The following is a 15,074-nucleotide window of genomic DNA, read 5'->3' as shown; positions in this document are numbered from 1 at the left end:
GGAGATTCAACTTTAGGATTCTTAAGAGCATGGCAATTTCTCCGGAAGGAAAGCGTTTTTCCCACGTTTACCTTCAATACCCCGAGCTGCTTCAAGACAGCGTGCGGATGCGCCGTAGACTAGGTATTCTTATCAGCGGTCTAGGAAGCGGAGACTTTCTACAAAGGCTCGGACGCGACATCGAGCGCGAGCACGGCATTCAAATTGTGAATGCCTCCTTGAAGGAAAGCTGGCCCGGAATCATCACCAAATTTGAACTTCGCGATGTTCTTGATGTTGTGACTACGGCTCATAAAAACATTGTCGAACTTGATAGGCACAGGATGGAGCAGCGACGCAGCACATTTATTAGCGGATGCCGTCGCATTTTTGAGGAAGAACAGGTTCGGTACAAGATCGATGACAAGGGCGGAGTGCATTTCGCAGTTGATATAGCGTTCGAAGCCAACAGGGTCTCAACCATTCAAGCGGTCGCATCGGATCGCTATCAAAGCGTTCGTGGCCTCTACGAAGAGGCATTCGCATTTTTAGACAGAACACCACCGGACGGGAAAGCTGCGCTTCGTTCTGCATTCTTTGCTACAGAAGGTCTTTTCCGTTTAATGTTTGCGAACTCCCATCAATTGAGCTCGGCCGAGGTTTTGAAACATCTGGATCCATTGGTTGATCGTCTTTATGCTGGCCAAAAGCCCGCAATTAGCCTCGCCAAGAAACTCGTTGCTTCGTTACGCGACTGGATTGATGGCGCGCATTTCTACAGGCACGAACCGGGCAGTGAGGAGCCGGCTCAACCCCCTCTGGAGCTTGCCATTTATATGCTTAGTGAAGCCGGCGGTCATATCCGTTGGCTGGCTAAGCTTGATGAAATGAGCCGCCAGCAGCAGAACTGACGAATGTTGGCATGGTAACCTTGGGGGATTCGAGAATGTGGCTGAAGCTGACTTCTTTAACGGGCACCGAAGTAATGGTGAACTTCCATCATGTTGCGTCTATGTGGGCCAACATGCAGGGCACGAAAATATGTCCCATAGGGGACGCGGAAGGCTTTATGGTCACCCAGCAACTCACTTGGATTAAGGAAAAGCTGGGCTTTCCGGCCGCATAAGGGCATCCGTTCTACCCAAGGTATAGCATCCTGCGCCGCCTTCGTAGATCGCACTGTACGGGCCCCCTTTGGCCTGCCAGAGCCTTCTCGTTTGCCACCGCGCATGTTTGATTTCCGATTTGATTAATATTCAATCGATGTTTATCGTGACCTCACCTAGCGCCACTTCGGATCCGATCCTCATCGACAAGGGTGGTACCCTGACTTGGATAAACGCTAGGCCCGGCTGACGAGGTGTCAGGAGCTCTCTGGCGGCGATGCCGTTATAGCCAACCATAAGCTTCAGTCAGGTCGAACGGGAACCATCGAAAGCGTTCTGCAGGCGTGGACGTTGGGCCGGTGCACCTGTGAACAGCGGTAAATCTGTTCCGGCAGGCATGTCACACGAAACCTTTTGGTTCCGTGCGCACGGGATCGAGGGCTTGACCTATGTGGAAGAGAACCACGATCCGCGTCACAGTTAACATTAATCTTGCCTCTTGCCTGTTCGGGTTAGCGGCAATTTTGAGCGTTTTCTTCTGACGCAGGGCGTCGGCTTAGCGGCCGACGCCTTACTTCCTCTCCCGCTCTTGCTCGGTGGTGGTCATGGGGTCGCCTATAAGAGATCTAAGATTTGATGCGAACTAAGTGTATTTCCGAGGGCATAAAACTCAGTCCTGTCCTGCGAGACTTTAAAATGATATCCCCGACGACCTCGTCATTATCCCAAATCCTATCGGGCGTAACTCCGTCCAACAGTTTCATCGGAAGCCGTTTGTTGTGGAGGCCAATCGGAACTGCTGCCCATCCGCTTGTTTCTCTATCCAAGTCTTTTTGATGGATTTGCAGGAGAACGCCGTAATGTTTTTTTGATTTTTCGACCTTACTAGCTTCTTCATAAACATAGTCGGATTCGGTATCCTCCACGAACCGCGGCTCTATTCTGCGGTCGCCTATCAAAATCGGAGCATTGCCCTGATCTTTGCTAGGCTTGAAGAATTTTACAGACGCGTCAGCCAGTTGCTTGATCCGACCTTTTTTTCCATACCGCTCATCGAGAATCCGCCGTACCTCTGCCGGAGACTTTCCCGTCTGCGCGGCGATGTCAGCAATAAGATCACTTTTCCATTTATTGGTCAGAGAGTCATTACGGCCCTGAGCCACAACAGTCTTGATGAAATCAGCGCCGTAAACGATGGCGACGAGAACTAGAACCGTCAAAAGAGTGTGAGCACTCTCTGGAACCTCCACTCCCATGAACTCCTTGATAATCGCCGGAATATCTCTTTCAAGTTCTTCTTGGAAAGCGGCGAATATCCCTACGAGAAGTAGTTCCTTCAGGCTTCCGTGAGATATTTCCTGGACGCGAACATCCACCTTTTGGATCGCAAGACCAGGAATGAGGTTTCCAAGGTTTAGGGCGGCCTCTTCCAAAAGAAGCTGCAGGGATAAAAGGCTGTCAACGATTTCCGGTATAGGAACCGGGTGTTCGGTTCTGTACTCTGTCTTAAATGGTATTGATATTTGCATACTCGCCCCCTTAGGGCGAGGATGGAATCAATCAGAGCGAGAGTCGAGCAGCTTTTTTATACTAAGGTAAATCGCCGGCCTTTGCCTAAATAGCAACGATATGTCGCCGGAGCAGTGCCATCCGCTCCCGCAACCTATAGCAACGGGGCTTAGCGTTTACCCTGCCTGCTTGGTTCCTGCCGCTGTTTCCCCGGGCGTCCATGTGTCCCAGGCTGTGGCTTTAACCCGGCTTAGTCCCGTGAAGGGCGCCGGGCGCGGCTCTCCGTCTCCCCGAGAGGACAAGGCCCGAAGGCCACCTTGCGGCTACAACACTACTCTGGGCAGTGGCGTCTCCAGTCGGGGATTTTCGCGATATACGCCGCGCCCGGTGTCCCGGTGTTCGAATTCTCCGCAAGGGAGAAGGATCGATTGCGGCCTACCGCTCGGCACGCTCCAGAAGCTGCCGGCGGCGTTCGTTGCGCCATTGGGCGTAAGCGAGGTTATCCGCCCTCACCTTTTCCTTCTGGCCGGTAACTTCATTGTCTCGCCAGTCCGTGGCGCATTTCTTTGAATTTACCGTTGTTGATGCACGTTCTACGCCGGTTTCCGTCATGCCGTCCAGCGCCACTGTCAACCGGATTTGATGCTTTTGGTTGAGATTGTCCGCAATCTGTTGACAATACGATTGAATTCGGCGTTCAAAAGTACTTCTCGACATGTCGATTTCTCGCAAATAGGCTTCGATGTAGATGCCTTTTCGGGTTTTGATGAAGCTGTATTCGTAGACCATCTTGCGGGCGTCCTCATCGAGGTAGGCATTTATCCAGTCCCAGACCTGATACATTCGGCTTATCGCACCTGCTGATGGCGGCGCGCGACGAACGTTATGCTCGCTCTCACCAAAGGCACCCACCATCTCGTGCAACACCGATGCCATGGCGCCAGTCTTCAATCCCGGCCCAGCGTCGGACGGAGAGGCGCGCAGCGTGTGAGCCGCCTCAATGATCTGCGCCCGCACCTGATCATATGTCCACTCAGCAAATACCGTCATCATGCCGCTTCTCCTCGATATGGCCACAGGCCGAAATGCATTCTCAGTGCTCCAAGAATCTCGTCGTTTGCAGCCACTCCATATTTCCTTGCCGTCAATCGAGCGCCACGCCGAACGGCGCTCAAGTCAATTTGATTGAAGTCTGGCACCAGCGACGGCCGGCGCATTAGGTCTGGATTTGCGGCCAGCAGCCGGGACACCGCTTTGATGACATCGGCATAGAGCTCCCCAGAGTTCCGCGGGTTGCCGGTGATCAGCATCAGGACAAGGCGCAGATGATCCTCGCCATGGAGTTGGCCAATCTCGCGCACCGTCGGCTTGCAGAAGCATTCCCGCCCCTTCCGACTGGTCGGGCTGTGGTGCCGCCAGTCGCGAAGGATGACGCCGCATTCTCGGGCCACGTTGAAGATGTTGACGGTATGTCTCACACCGCCCCCATGATCTGACGAAACCGGGCGTCGAGCTCGTTCACGTCATCAAGCAAGCCAAGCTCAACCGATTGCCGTTCCAGAATCTGTTGCCTGCCTCGCTCTGCCAACTCGTCGGCGCGTTCATTGCCGGCTATGCCGTCGTGGCCCTTGACCCACTTTATATGCAGATCACAGCCATAACTCGGGACGTCCTTCAGTGCTTCGTCTATTGCCTTCCACAGATCGAGGTTGGCGATTCCCCCATCTTCACGCTTCGGGCTGTTCAATTTGCGCTTACTCCATCCGCGCGACTTCCATGTCTTCATCCAGACATTAACGCCTTCAACGCAATATTGGCTGTCGCACCAGATGGTCATCTCGACAGAGTCAGCCAGAATCTTCCAGGCTTCTTTGATGGCGTTCAGGAGGCCGGTTAACTCCATCTGGTTGTTTGTCGTGTCCGGATCTCCTCCGTAAACAGTCCAGAGTTCTTGGCCGTTCTCATAAACAACGACGCCCCAGCCGCCGACGCCCGGATTAGGAATGGAGGCTCCGTCACAGAAGATATGCACGCCTTCGGCAAAGACCTCCGGGCTGAAATTCGGCTTATCCCTCTTCAGGTTCGCGTATGGGGATTTGGCCTTCTTCTTTTTGCTCTTCATGGGTGAAGGTGTTGCCATGGTGGCAATACCTTTTTCCGTGACGGCCTTCTGGATCAGAAAGAGCGTCGATGTCATGTCGGCGCCCTTGTCGGGAAACTTTACGCGAGTTCCCAACAACTGTTGGGACATAAAGGCAGCCTGGCGAGCAGAGACGAAAGCGCGTGTATCTGCGCCTTGGCCTTTGAGATAGTCGCGCAGCGGGTACAGCGACGGTGGGAATGTGTATGTCATCGCGCGACCCTCCATTTACGGGCAATCAGTTGCAGCTTGATTTTGATGATTTCGAGCAGGATCATTTCAGGCGTCCTCGTTCGATGCGCCCTTCGAGAACGGCGCAAGATTCAATCGCGGCGTCCAAGGCGTTCATGGTTTTCAGGAGATTGGTTATCAGCGCCCGGCGCGTGCTCTCGAGGTGAGGAAGCGCAATCCAGTGGGCTTTACCGGAGACAAGCGCAGTGACCGCTGCCATCTCCGTCTTGATTTGCAGAGCCGCGACAGCGTGCCGGCCGTTGGGGAACTGCTGACCGCTGAAATGCATAGCCCAGGTCGTCTCAAGACCTGACTTGTGCCAGACGCCTAGCCATTTCGCATAGTACAAGACGATGCTGCCGAGGCTTTTCGCGCCTTGGACAAGGTGCTGCGTCGCTAACGCCTTGTTGCGGACAGACATCAGCATCGGCCGCAAGTCGGCGGCGGCGTTGCGGACGAGCGCTACATCAAATTGAGATGCGGGGTTGAGACTGGTCACGGTCATTGGCCGCCCCCGAAAAAGTAAGGAAGGCAGCGATGGACGCGCTTGATGCCTTTCGCCTCTTCTCTTGCTGAAAACTTCTCGATGCGGCGATACATTTCTTTTTCGATGCGGTCGCCAACGTCCTCGCCAATGCCGAACAGTTTATCGCGCAGGGCGATTCCAGCCTCTTTGGTTGAGAAGGCGGCGACGACGTTGAAACGATATAGGCGGTCGCCATCACTGACATAGCGACCATTTCCAGACACCGTGAAGGTGTTGGGCATTACCTTCTTCGCCTGCATAACGAGGAACATCTCCTCCGCGCTGGTGCCGTCCATCCAGTGCCGGAAGGCCATTTCTTCAAGGCGACTTTCCATCGTCTTGCCGTCGTACAGGCCATAGGGCTGGTGGAACGACAGAATCCACTGGCCGGGCTCGATAGGTACAAGGCTGCTCATCCGATGAGTTCTCCATAAACCCGGCATTTGAAGCCGGTGCGGTTTTCATCTGGTGCGAATTTGAAGAAGGACACGATGGCCCAGTCGTTAGCGGGCCAAAGGCAGATAAGAACGGCATTCTCGCCCATCAGATCGCCAAGCGTCTGGTCATAGGCGGCTCGTCTATGGCGCCAGCGTTTGGGGCGGGGATCGAGAGCCAATCCGTAAGCAAGGCCGTTAGATTCACCGAAGCCGGTAAACACGAAGCGACGGCCATCGGAATCCAAATAATCGCAGATCGGGCGCAGGATCATGCTGCACCTCTGGGATTGTGATGTTGGAGGGCATTCACACGGTCAATCTGCGCGAACACAGCTGCGGAAAAGCTTTTCACTTCCCTGTCGATGTCGGCATGCGCCATTCCCTGAACCTGAAGGCGAGCGTAAAGCCGCCGGCAGGTCATCTGCCAAAAGCGTTCAGCAGCAGCGCCCTGACGGATCATAAGAATGCGGGCCGTGTCCCTGATGAACAGAACTTCATGATCGACAGGGAAAGGTATGATTTGCGCGGTCTGAGTGACTTCCATCAGGCCGCCCTCCCATTCTGGAAACCGTCGCCGTTCCCATGGGGCACTGCCCCTTGGAGCCCCGCTGGGGGATGATCCCCCAGACCCGCAGACAACCCCGCTGCGCGAGCTTGTCCTGATCGAGATTGTTGTGCCGCCTGTTGATTTTCTGGCTTTGACGCAAGTGTGTCGCCAATCCATGTTTCTTCTATTCGCGATAGACTTGCGACACGCCTCCGTTCCCATGTTCGACGGGTAATGCCTTCTGCCAACCACGGTTGAAGCTTCGAGAGTGATGCCGCCTCGTAGGACTTGCGATCCGCTCGACCTTCAGCTCTGCGCTTCTGTTCCTGTCTGTTACGGTCGCGTTCTTGTTTGGTCGCCTTGGCAGTCCTGTTTCTCTCCTCGCGGTCCATATCGCAGGCGCCTATGGTCCGGAGCCCGAGCTTTGATCTTTCTTCCATGGTGACGAGAAGCATCTTTGCGACAGCATCGGCCTTGATCATCCACCGACGATTAAGACCGAGCGCCGACAGCGTTTGCAGCGTGACGGGATCGATCCAAGGCGCCCACTTTAAGCACCATGAAGCCACATCCTGCGAACGTGGCGTGAGAGCGACAGCCCGAAGATATGAGATGCACAGATCAAAATCGTCCGTCCCAACCGGATCTGGGATCATACCGCCGTGTCGGTGGCGGATAACCTTCTCAATTTCCCGCAAACGCTGAAATTCTTTCGAGTGTTGCCAATCCAGCCTGTGCGCCTTCTTGTGCGCCGGCTTCTCCTTCCAGATGACTTTACCGAGCATTACGCGCTCGGAGCCATCACGGTTCGACTTGTGGATTGCCTTCAACCGAACGCCCTCCGTTTCTGGCGGTACTGGTTCGCCAAGGTGAGTGCCTGGGCTGCTTGCGCCGCCGTCAGGCTGAAAATGTTCTGGAGCATGGCCAGCTTGTTCGGCAGGTCTTGCGGTTGCTCTGACAGCCACATGGCGGCTTTCTCGATGGGGGTGGTCATTGTTCCCAATCTCCCATACACCATCCGGCGGGCAGCGGGCTGTCACCGAAGCGGGGATTGGCCCACCCCATGCTGTGTTCGCTGTCGGCCGTGTCGTCTTCCAGGTCGTCTTCAACGCCGTCACGGCCAAGCCTGCCGCCAGTGCCGAGAGACGGTTCGGCGTCGTTGTTGTCTTCTAGGTCGCAGTCGCCATCGACCAGATCAAGAAGGGCAACCAGTTCCTCAATTTTCGCTTCGAGGCGGGCGCGGGTGATTTCTAGGGGCGACTGTCTCATGCCAGCACCTCCCGAACTGCATCGATCCGGTCGCCAAGGATTTCGATCCGATTGTTGATCTCATCGATGACGGAGTGAAGCGCGTTGATTTTCTCCATGTCCCCGACATCGGTGCATGCCATGAAAAGCGCGTTGTTGAGGTTCTTCACGACGGAGACCATGTTGGCGATGTCGAGAAGCTGACGCTGTGCGAGAGAAGGGGCGCTCATGCCATTTTCTCCCGTGCGCCAATAAGAACGAAGCGCTGCGCCAAGCTTTCATCTGGCGTGCGGAGCTCCCACCATTCTGTTGCGGACGGGTCCACGTCGCGAGCACACTTCTGATAGGATTCCGCAGCATATGCGAGACGAGCCTCGGGGCTTGCACCCACCTGGCGGAAGTAAACTCCCATTGCATGGCCGGACGGATGAACCATGCCCATGAATGTCCCGTTGTTCCATTCGGCCAGAGCTTCGGACAACTCGAATGCCAGTCGCTCCACGCGGTCACAGATCAATTCTTGTCCCACGGCCGGCGCCGTGCTATTCGTTGCCTCGTTCATTTCTTCTTTCCTCATGCAGGGGTGAGTGATTGAGCCACGGTCTGGGAGCGCGCCAACGCTCGCCGGGCCATTTTCGTTTGTACGGTTGACCATCACGCCGCCCTACCCGACGTCGATGAGACAGGGCCTGACAGGCGCTCTTCAGCCCACTTATCCAGATCGATGACATCGTAGAGCGGGATGCGGCCAGCGTATCTCATTGCAGGGCCGCCGCCGACTGTAGCCATCTTGTTGAGAGTATTGAGCGCGATCGGGATTCCGTGCTTCGCGAGCAGGTAGGCCGGGACTTCTGCGCGTCGAAGCCTCGGGCGTTCGGTCGTAACTGTCACTTAACCATCTCCTTAATTCGTCATAGCATTCTGTGCTATGATTGTATTAAGAGGTAAAACCGTGGTTAGGTCAAGCTCAACCTAGCACTATGTGATATGATTTCGGGAAGTGTTTGAAAATGAAGCGGGAAAAATCGAAGGTCAAAGACTATGACCAGTTCCAACTGCGCTTGCCGCCTGGAATGCGAGATCGAATCAAGGTGAAGGCGGAACAAGCTGGCATGTCTATGAACGAGGCTATAGTTTGGTGCCTCGAAAAACACTTCCCGGCTGAAGTGACGCTAGAAGAAAAGCTTCTTGAGCTAGCCAACATGGTCTCCATGCTGAAGGACTCAAAGGATACGCCTGCAGGCGTCGATTATCTTATTCAGGAAATTGAGGAGACCGTTCGCAACTTAGGTCACGGCGTTGACCCTAAGTTCAAATCCATGGTCGAGGAGCGTCTGCAGTATTGGCAAGAAATGGAGATGGACAATTGGCGTGAGCGCAACGAAAGTCCGTTTCTCGAAGAGCCGGCTTTCGAAGGCGACGGTGATCCGTTCGAATTGGATCAAGGGGTCACCGACAAAAACAAGGACTAAGCCCGTCTCGGCAATTCAATGACCTTGGCAGACTTGCCGGTCATCATCCGCTCGACCTCGCTTGAAACCTTGTTGGCCGCCGCGATCAGTACCGTGTCCAGATGATGCACATAGCGCTGTGTGACGTTGCCCGCAGCATGGCCGAGCAACGCCGATATCGTAATCTCTGTGAAACCTAGGTCGCCAGCCACAGAGGCGTAGCTGTGCCGCAAAGTGTGAGACGTGACGCCAGATATCCTCGCGGCTTCCGTAACGCGCACCATGGCCGTGTCCAGCGCCGTGTAATACCCTTCCTCCTTTCGAGGGGATGGCAAGACATGCGGATTTCCCGGAATGCGCTCAAGCGATTTCAGAACGTCGAAGACGGGTCTTCCCACTGGCCGAACGCTCTCGCCCGTCTTGCTGTCACCAAGCCTGAAGCAACTGCCAGCCTCGTCCACTTCTCTCCATTTTAGAGCCGCAATTTCCTGAAGACGGAAGCCGGTGAGTAAGAACAACTTGATACCGGCCACCGCTTGCCATGGCTCGCCCTGTGACGCGTCCAGCACCTTGCCGAGCGACAGATACTCGTCAGCGGTCAAACGTCGCGTGCGCCTTCCTACGGCGGGTTTCTGTATGCCGCGGGCAACATTGTGAGGAACGATGCCCTCGGACGCCGCATAGGTTAGGATTGCACTCATGAGCGTGACGGCTTGCGATGCGGTGCCGGCTCCACCTTGCACGATGGCCCTGCCCCGTAGCTTTTCGGTCTTCTCGTTCAGCGCCGTCTTCCCCACGGTGACATCTCGCATCATCTTGACGACATCAGCGGTGGTCAGATCCTGCACAAGTTTGTTGCCAAGAAGCGGGATTATGTGACGGTTCGCCCTTCCCCTATCCACATACAGCGTTGACGACTTCTTTGGCTTGCCGCGCTTCCCGAAGATCAGACCTTTGTCGGCCGCCGCGAAATAGGCGTCGCAGAGGTCTTTGACAGTAAGCGACTTCCGGCGTGTGGCTCGGTCCTGCTGCGGGTCTTCCCCGCGCGCCACATCGCCTAGGACAGTCTTGGCTTGCTTCCTGGCCTCCTCGACTGTGAGGGCGCCGTGGCTGCCGATCTTGAAGCGCCTCGTCTGCTTCCCTGCCCGGTACTGAGCGACATAGGTTTTCTTGCCTGTCGGCCATACGCGAACGCCGAAGCCAGCCAGTTCATCGTCCCATTCGAAATAGTCTTTGTCCCTCGGCTGGAGAGCGTCTATCATTCGTTTCGTGAGCTTTGACATACCGAAAACCTCACCGCAGCAGGAAGCGTATAGGAAGCAGCAGGAAGCAAATTGCGGTAAACTCGATCCCAACCGTTGTAATCGCAGAAAGCCATTACCTTCTGATATTGATAACAAAATCGCATTGAGGTAAACAAGAGGAAGCAACGGTAAATAGTTTACGGCTGCATTCCGATTCCAAAGGTCACAGGTTCGAATCCTGTCGGGTGCGCCATTTTACGCAGAACGTATCGCCCCGGATTGCCACGCACCGTTTTTTGACGGAAGCCTATGGAGGCGTTGCCGCATCCGCCAGGCAGCGTGCTTGACAATTGCGTGTCGCAACAGTCTTCCCCAAAACGCCGTTAGACTCCGTCCCGATCGATATTACTGAAGCATTGAAGGCGATGGCCGAAGGCTGGCGGCGGCGGATCAGTGGTGGTCTGAGATAAGCTATCGGGTCTTCGACAACCCCGACACAAAAAGCCGCCCGGTGGTCGAAGCACCGGGCGCTGGTTTCAGGCGAATGAAGTCGCAGGATCAAAACTCACGCCATTCATCTCTCGATCTGTCGAGGGCGGCATTGCCCGCGAAGGCGGCAGCGAGCTTGTGGCCGAGCGCACGCACGGGTGATGCTACCGGTCTTTCGCCGCCGGCGGCGGTGCGCACCGGCGCGGGCTGGCTCTGCGGCTGATAGGCGCTGTCGCCGAGGCGGAATTGCGACAGCAACTGGTTGAGAGAGGCCACCTCCTTGGCCAGGCTGTGGCTTGCGGCATTGGTTTCTTCGACCATCGCCGCGTTTTTCTGGGTGTCCTGATCCATCTGGTTGACCGCGGTGTTGATCTGCTGCAGTCCCGAGGACTGCTCCTGCGCCGCCTCCACGATGGAAACCACGTGGCGGTTGATTTCCTGCACTTCGGATACGATCGTCACCAGCGCCTTGCCGGTGTCACCCACCAGCTGCACGCCCTGCTGCACCTGATCGTTCGAGGTGGTGATCAGCGCCTTGATCTCCTTGGCAGCATGGGCGGAGCGTTGCGCAAGCTCGCGCACCTCCTGGGCCACGACGGCGAAGCCCTTGCCGGCCTCACCGGCGCGGGCGGCCTCCACGCCGGCATTCAGGGCAAGCAGGTTTGTCTGGAAGGCGATCTCATCGATCACCCCGATGATATTGCTGATTTCATTGGCAGAATTCGCGATCTGCTCCATGGCGACCACGGCGCGGCGCACCACTTCGCCAGATTGTTCCGCGCCCGCCTTGGCGCGACTGACGATCAGGCCCGCCTCCTGCGCGCGTTTGGTGGAATCCTGCACGGTCGTGGTTATCTCCTCCAGGGCCGCAGCGGTTTCCTCCACGGCCGCCGCTTGCTGTTCGGTACGTCTCGCCAGATCGTCAGCGGCCGATTTGATTTCGTTTGCCCCCGCGCCAATGCCGTTGGCGTTCTGCGCAACACGGGTCAGGGCTGCCTGCAGCTTTTCCGCCGATGTGTTGAAATCGTTGCGCACGGTATCGAGCGTTGTCGTGAACGGCTCGCGGATGCGGTAGGAGACATCGCCGTCGGAGAGTTTCGAGAGACCGGCAGCGAGGTTGTCGACGGCGAATTTGACGTCGGCCGCTTCCTTCGCCTTCTGCTGCTCACGGTCGATCCGGTCGTGTTCCGACAGGCTGCGGTTCGCTTCGGTTTCCCGCTCGAGACGAATGCGCTCGATGGCATTTTCACGGAAAACCTGAACCGCCTGCGCCATCTGGCCGACTTCGTCTTTGCGTGCCATTCCGTCGATTTCCGCCGTCGTTTCACCGGCGGCCAGCGAGACCATGCGCTCGCGCAGGCGGGCAATCGGCGTGGTGATGCCGCGCGAAGCCACGAAAAGCGCCAGAATAATGCCGGTCGCGAAAGCAACGCCGACAGCCATCAGCGAGGTGAGGATGGTCGAATTGGTCTGATCGGTCAGGTCGTCGCTTCCCTTGACGACACCCTTGGCAAGCTTGTCAAGAAGATTGGCGATGTCGGCGCCCGTAGCGCGCATGGCGACGTCAGCCTTCAGAAGCTCCGCAGCGGATTCCTGGTTGCGGTTGGCCGAACCGAATTCCACGGCCTTGTCCGTGATGGCGATAATGGCCTTGACGTCTTGCAACAGCCTGTCGAGTGCTGCTGTCTCTTCCGGAAAAATGGCTTTGACATCGTCCAGCCGCGTTACCACCTCTGCCCTGTCCCCCGCATATTCCTGCTTCACGATTTTAAAGTCGGGGCTATTGGCGTCATAAACCATGATCTGATACGCACCATAGGCCATGGACTGCAGGTTGCGGTTTGCCCGGGCAAGCTCCACCAGGGCGGCGTTGTCTTTGGCGATAAAATCGGAGTAGGCCGTGTCCGCGTGCTTGTAGCGGTCGGACATGAAGCCGGTGGCGCCAAGACCGACGATGCAGATCGGCAGAATGAGGGAAAGAATTTTGGTGCGGATGCTGGCGTTCTGGAGAAAGGACACGGAAACCTCACGTCATGAAAAAACCGCTCCTTCCCCGTGCCACAGGAGGTGTTCGGCAAGGCTGGCATGGCACGTCGAGGACCCCGGTCATCAGGGCTTCGATAGCCGCATCATCGGCTGGGATTGCCTCTGCATCATGCATACGCCGAAGAAAGTCCGGGCCTGTCCCCGCAATACGCACAGGTCGTCTCCCCCCGTGGCATGGCGCCCCTGAAAGGCCAGGCGCCAGGCCGCATCTTGAGGAAAAGCTGAGCAGAGCCGATCAATGGGCTGCTCGCGATTCCTTTTATCGCAAAATAATTATGATCAAAAACTTTATAATTTCTTCACGCCGAAAAATTGCAGGTGCCGACAGGGATTCGCGGTGCAGCTCCTGCCCGCGATATCAAATGATGGAACCGGTATGGAGCAGTGATCTTGCATCATTACCCGACCGCAGCGCGGCCGGCGGTGCCGGCGCATCTAGAACCATCACCGGGAATGCAGGACCTGCGGTTGTGCGGCAGGCGGGCCGCCCGGCTTCGCTACACTGCGCACGGGGCCGCCGGACTGGCCGGGTTCCCGCTCCGCCTCTTCCTCGACGAGGCTGGCATGGGCCTGCAGATGCAGGCCCATCATCGCGACGAGCAGGAAAAACCAGACGAAACCCGCGCTCAGAAGGAACAGGGTCTCCAGAAAGCCGTATAGCAGGACGTAAAGCCAGACGCCGACATAAAGCCGCGTCAAAGGACTGTTGCGCGTGGCGCTGTCCATTTTGCCGAGATTATGGAGCGGCAGCAGATAAATCCATATCAGCACCAGAACCAGCCCCGGCACGCCACCTTCCAGCAGCAGGTCGAAATAGCCGCTATGGGAGGCCGGCGCGGTGGTCGCCCAGCTATTGTCCTCGGTGAAGCTCGACATCAGCGTATCGCTGCGCCAGAAGGCCTGGTAACCATATCCGAGGATCGGGCTTTTGCGGATGTAATCGATGGCGACAGCCCAGATATCGGTTCGGCCCGTAAAGCTGGCGTCGATGCCCATTTTCGTCAGCATCTGTGAAAACACCGGGTCTACCGTGGTGCCCACGGTCACGGCCGCGCAGAACAAAAGAAGCAGGGTCACGACCATATAACGCCACCGGGGCCAGCGAACGATGAACCAGCCGGTTGCCACGATGATCGGCATCAGGCCAAGCACCGTCTTGCCACCTGTCTTGACCAGGAAGAAAACCGACAGCAGCAGCACCGAGAGGCCGCCGATGAAGGACCAGCGCCTGCAAAGATAAATCGACACGATGATCAGCACCGCCATGACCGATGCGGCCTCGTTCTTGTGCTGGAAGACCCCGCGCCAGTTGCCGGCCAGCAGCGGCTCCAGCGCATCGCTTGCCAGGTGAATGGACCGCGAAGGCAGGGCGACGACGCCGAAATAACACAGGAACAATATGATGAGGACGCAGGTGGCGAGCAGCGTGGTAAAATGCCGCTCGGTGCGCGGCAGCTGCAGGAACCCGCCGGCGAGCACGCAGATGATGGCGCACATGACAAGCCGACGTAGAGAAAACGATGGTGCTTCACCGAGAAGCGAGGTCAAGGCAAACCAGCCGAAAATTGCCGCTGTCAGCAGGCGCGGCGCAAGGATGATGGAGAACGAGCGCTCCCTGGCCATGAATGCCACAAAACTGCAGAGCAGGATGACTGCGGTGAGCTGGTTGAGCAGGTTGGACCCGGCCGCCATGGCGGACCCCAGATAGGTGGAGGAGAGCGAGATATAGGGCGAAAAACCGACTGTGAAGTACAGGAACGTCACATAAAACAATGCGTCCCGCCAGTAGCCACGCCCCTGTCCGTCATGCGGTGCATCCATAAGGGGTTTTTCTCTTCCTCTTTCCACCGCCTCGCCATCCCGTCCGATGCTTCATCCGGTTACCCGAATATCCTCCCAAAATCCTATTTTTTAGTTATATATAATGCACGGAAGAATAGTAATTCCGTCATTTCCGACCGCGCTTCCGGAACGAGGTCAAAGGGCTAGAAACGGAGAAGGACTGCCGGGAAAGAAGCTGCGCCCTGAAGAACGGCTCTCAGGCGTTAACTTCGCATCGAAAATTTAATGCGCTGATTTCCTTAATATTTACCACGAAATTCCTGGCCGGAAAGCCCGCCT

At 56.5% G+C, this 15,074-nt stretch carries 20 protein-coding genes; 3 read left to right on the top strand and 17 right to left on the bottom strand.

The window, feature by feature from the left end:
- Nucleotides 1-29 precede the first annotated feature (29 nt).
- Both BLU28_RS19500 and BLU28_RS19495 read left to right on the top strand, forming a co-directional pair.
- Nucleotides 30-890 carry a hypothetical protein gene (locus BLU28_RS19500; RefSeq protein WP_077987308.1) on the top strand — a complete coding sequence of 287 codons (861 nt, stop codon included), beginning with the start codon at nt 30-32 and terminating at the stop codon, nt 888-890.
- Nucleotides 891-925: 35 nt separating this feature from the next.
- The gene (locus BLU28_RS19495; RefSeq protein WP_139190411.1) at nt 926-1,105 is read left to right on the top strand and encodes a hypothetical protein; all 180 of its coding nucleotides are present in this window, start codon (nt 926-928) and stop codon (nt 1,103-1,105) included.
- Nucleotides 1,106-1,711: 606 nt separating this feature from the next.
- Here the strand turns inward: BLU28_RS19495 and BLU28_RS19490 are convergent.
- The 14 genes from BLU28_RS19490 to BLU28_RS19430 form a co-directional block, all read right to left on the bottom strand.
- Nucleotides 1,712-2,614 (bottom strand): hypothetical protein, encoded by a 903-nt coding sequence (locus BLU28_RS19490; protein ID WP_077987306.1) that lies wholly within the window; start codon nt 2,612-2,614, stop codon nt 1,712-1,714.
- Nucleotides 2,615-3,029: 415 nt separating this feature from the next.
- Entirely contained in the window at nt 3,030-3,647 is a 618-nt protein-coding gene (locus BLU28_RS19485) for a DUF6362 family protein (protein ID WP_077987305.1), read from the bottom strand.
- A complete protein-coding gene (locus tag BLU28_RS19480; RefSeq protein ID WP_077987304.1) occupies nt 3,644-4,072 on the bottom strand; it encodes a hypothetical protein in 429 nt (142 codons plus the stop codon). Before BLU28_RS19480 ends, BLU28_RS19485 begins: the two co-directional genes overlap by 4 nt.
- On the bottom strand, nt 4,069-4,947 hold the full coding sequence (locus tag BLU28_RS19475) for a ribonuclease H family protein (protein ID WP_175477714.1): 879 nt from the start codon (nt 4,945-4,947) through the stop codon (nt 4,069-4,071). Before BLU28_RS19475 ends, BLU28_RS19480 begins: the two co-directional genes overlap by 4 nt.
- Nucleotides 4,948-5,008: 61 nt before the next feature.
- The gene (locus BLU28_RS19470) at nt 5,009-5,470 is read right to left on the bottom strand and encodes a hypothetical protein (RefSeq protein WP_077987302.1); all 462 of its coding nucleotides are present in this window, start codon (nt 5,468-5,470) and stop codon (nt 5,009-5,011) included.
- Nucleotides 5,467-5,907, bottom strand: a complete 441-nt coding sequence (locus tag BLU28_RS19465) for a hypothetical protein (RefSeq protein WP_077987301.1) — start codon at nt 5,905-5,907, stop codon at nt 5,467-5,469. Before BLU28_RS19465 ends, BLU28_RS19470 begins: the two co-directional genes overlap by 4 nt.
- Entirely contained in the window at nt 5,904-6,200 is a 297-nt protein-coding gene (locus BLU28_RS19460; RefSeq protein ID WP_077987300.1) for a hypothetical protein, read from the bottom strand. Before BLU28_RS19460 ends, BLU28_RS19465 begins: the two co-directional genes overlap by 4 nt.
- Nucleotides 6,197-6,472, bottom strand: coding sequence for a DUF6074 family protein (locus tag BLU28_RS19455; protein ID WP_077987299.1), 276 nt, complete (start codon nt 6,470-6,472; stop codon nt 6,197-6,199). The genes BLU28_RS19460 and BLU28_RS19455 overlap by 4 nt, the downstream gene beginning before the upstream one ends.
- Nucleotides 6,472-7,305 (bottom strand): hypothetical protein, encoded by an 834-nt coding sequence (locus BLU28_RS19450; protein WP_077987298.1) that lies wholly within the window; start codon nt 7,303-7,305, stop codon nt 6,472-6,474. The genes BLU28_RS19455 and BLU28_RS19450 overlap by 1 nt, the downstream gene beginning before the upstream one ends.
- Nucleotides 7,302-7,469, bottom strand: coding sequence for a hypothetical protein (locus BLU28_RS26380; protein ID WP_175477713.1), 168 nt, complete (start codon nt 7,467-7,469; stop codon nt 7,302-7,304). Before BLU28_RS26380 ends, BLU28_RS19450 begins: the two co-directional genes overlap by 4 nt.
- Nucleotides 7,466-7,744, bottom strand: coding sequence for a hypothetical protein (locus tag BLU28_RS19445; protein ID WP_139190410.1), 279 nt, complete (start codon nt 7,742-7,744; stop codon nt 7,466-7,468). The genes BLU28_RS26380 and BLU28_RS19445 overlap by 4 nt, the downstream gene beginning before the upstream one ends.
- On the bottom strand, nt 7,741-7,953 hold the full coding sequence (locus BLU28_RS19440) for a hypothetical protein (protein ID WP_077987297.1): 213 nt from the start codon (nt 7,951-7,953) through the stop codon (nt 7,741-7,743). Before BLU28_RS19440 ends, BLU28_RS19445 begins: the two co-directional genes overlap by 4 nt.
- A complete protein-coding gene (locus BLU28_RS19435; protein WP_077987296.1) occupies nt 7,950-8,285 on the bottom strand; it encodes a hypothetical protein in 336 nt (111 codons plus the stop codon). The genes BLU28_RS19440 and BLU28_RS19435 overlap by 4 nt, the downstream gene beginning before the upstream one ends.
- Nucleotides 8,286-8,377: 92 nt before the next feature.
- A complete protein-coding gene (locus tag BLU28_RS19430; protein WP_077987295.1) occupies nt 8,378-8,614 on the bottom strand; it encodes a hypothetical protein in 237 nt (78 codons plus the stop codon).
- A gap of 119 nt (nt 8,615-8,733) precedes the next feature.
- Between BLU28_RS19430 and BLU28_RS19425 the strand changes: the two genes are divergently transcribed.
- Nucleotides 8,734-9,195, top strand: coding sequence for an Arc family DNA-binding protein (locus BLU28_RS19425; RefSeq protein WP_077987294.1), 462 nt, complete (start codon nt 8,734-8,736; stop codon nt 9,193-9,195).
- Here the strand turns inward: BLU28_RS19425 and BLU28_RS19420 are convergent.
- The 3 genes from BLU28_RS19420 to uppW form a co-directional block, all read right to left on the bottom strand.
- The gene (locus BLU28_RS19420; protein ID WP_077987293.1) at nt 9,192-10,457 is read right to left on the bottom strand and encodes a tyrosine-type recombinase/integrase; all 1,266 of its coding nucleotides are present in this window, start codon (nt 10,455-10,457) and stop codon (nt 9,192-9,194) included. The genes BLU28_RS19425 and BLU28_RS19420 overlap by 4 nt on opposite strands.
- A gap of 519 nt (nt 10,458-10,976) precedes the next feature.
- Nucleotides 10,977-12,926: a methyl-accepting chemotaxis protein gene (locus BLU28_RS19410; protein WP_077987292.1), complete on the bottom strand. Its 1,950-nt coding sequence runs from the start codon at nt 12,924-12,926 to the stop codon at nt 10,977-10,979.
- A gap of 471 nt (nt 12,927-13,397) precedes the next feature.
- Nucleotides 13,398-14,774, bottom strand: a complete 1,377-nt coding sequence (gene uppW / locus BLU28_RS19405; protein ID WP_004443210.1) for a Wzy-type polysaccharide biosynthesis protein UppW — start codon at nt 14,772-14,774, stop codon at nt 13,398-13,400.
- Nucleotides 14,775-15,074: the final 300 nt, after the last annotated feature.

It is taken from the genome of Agrobacterium pusense (assembly GCF_900102105.1).
Taxonomy (GTDB): Bacteria; Pseudomonadota; Alphaproteobacteria; order Rhizobiales; family Rhizobiaceae; genus Agrobacterium; species Agrobacterium pusense.
This window is presented reverse-complemented; position numbering and strand designations above follow the sequence as displayed.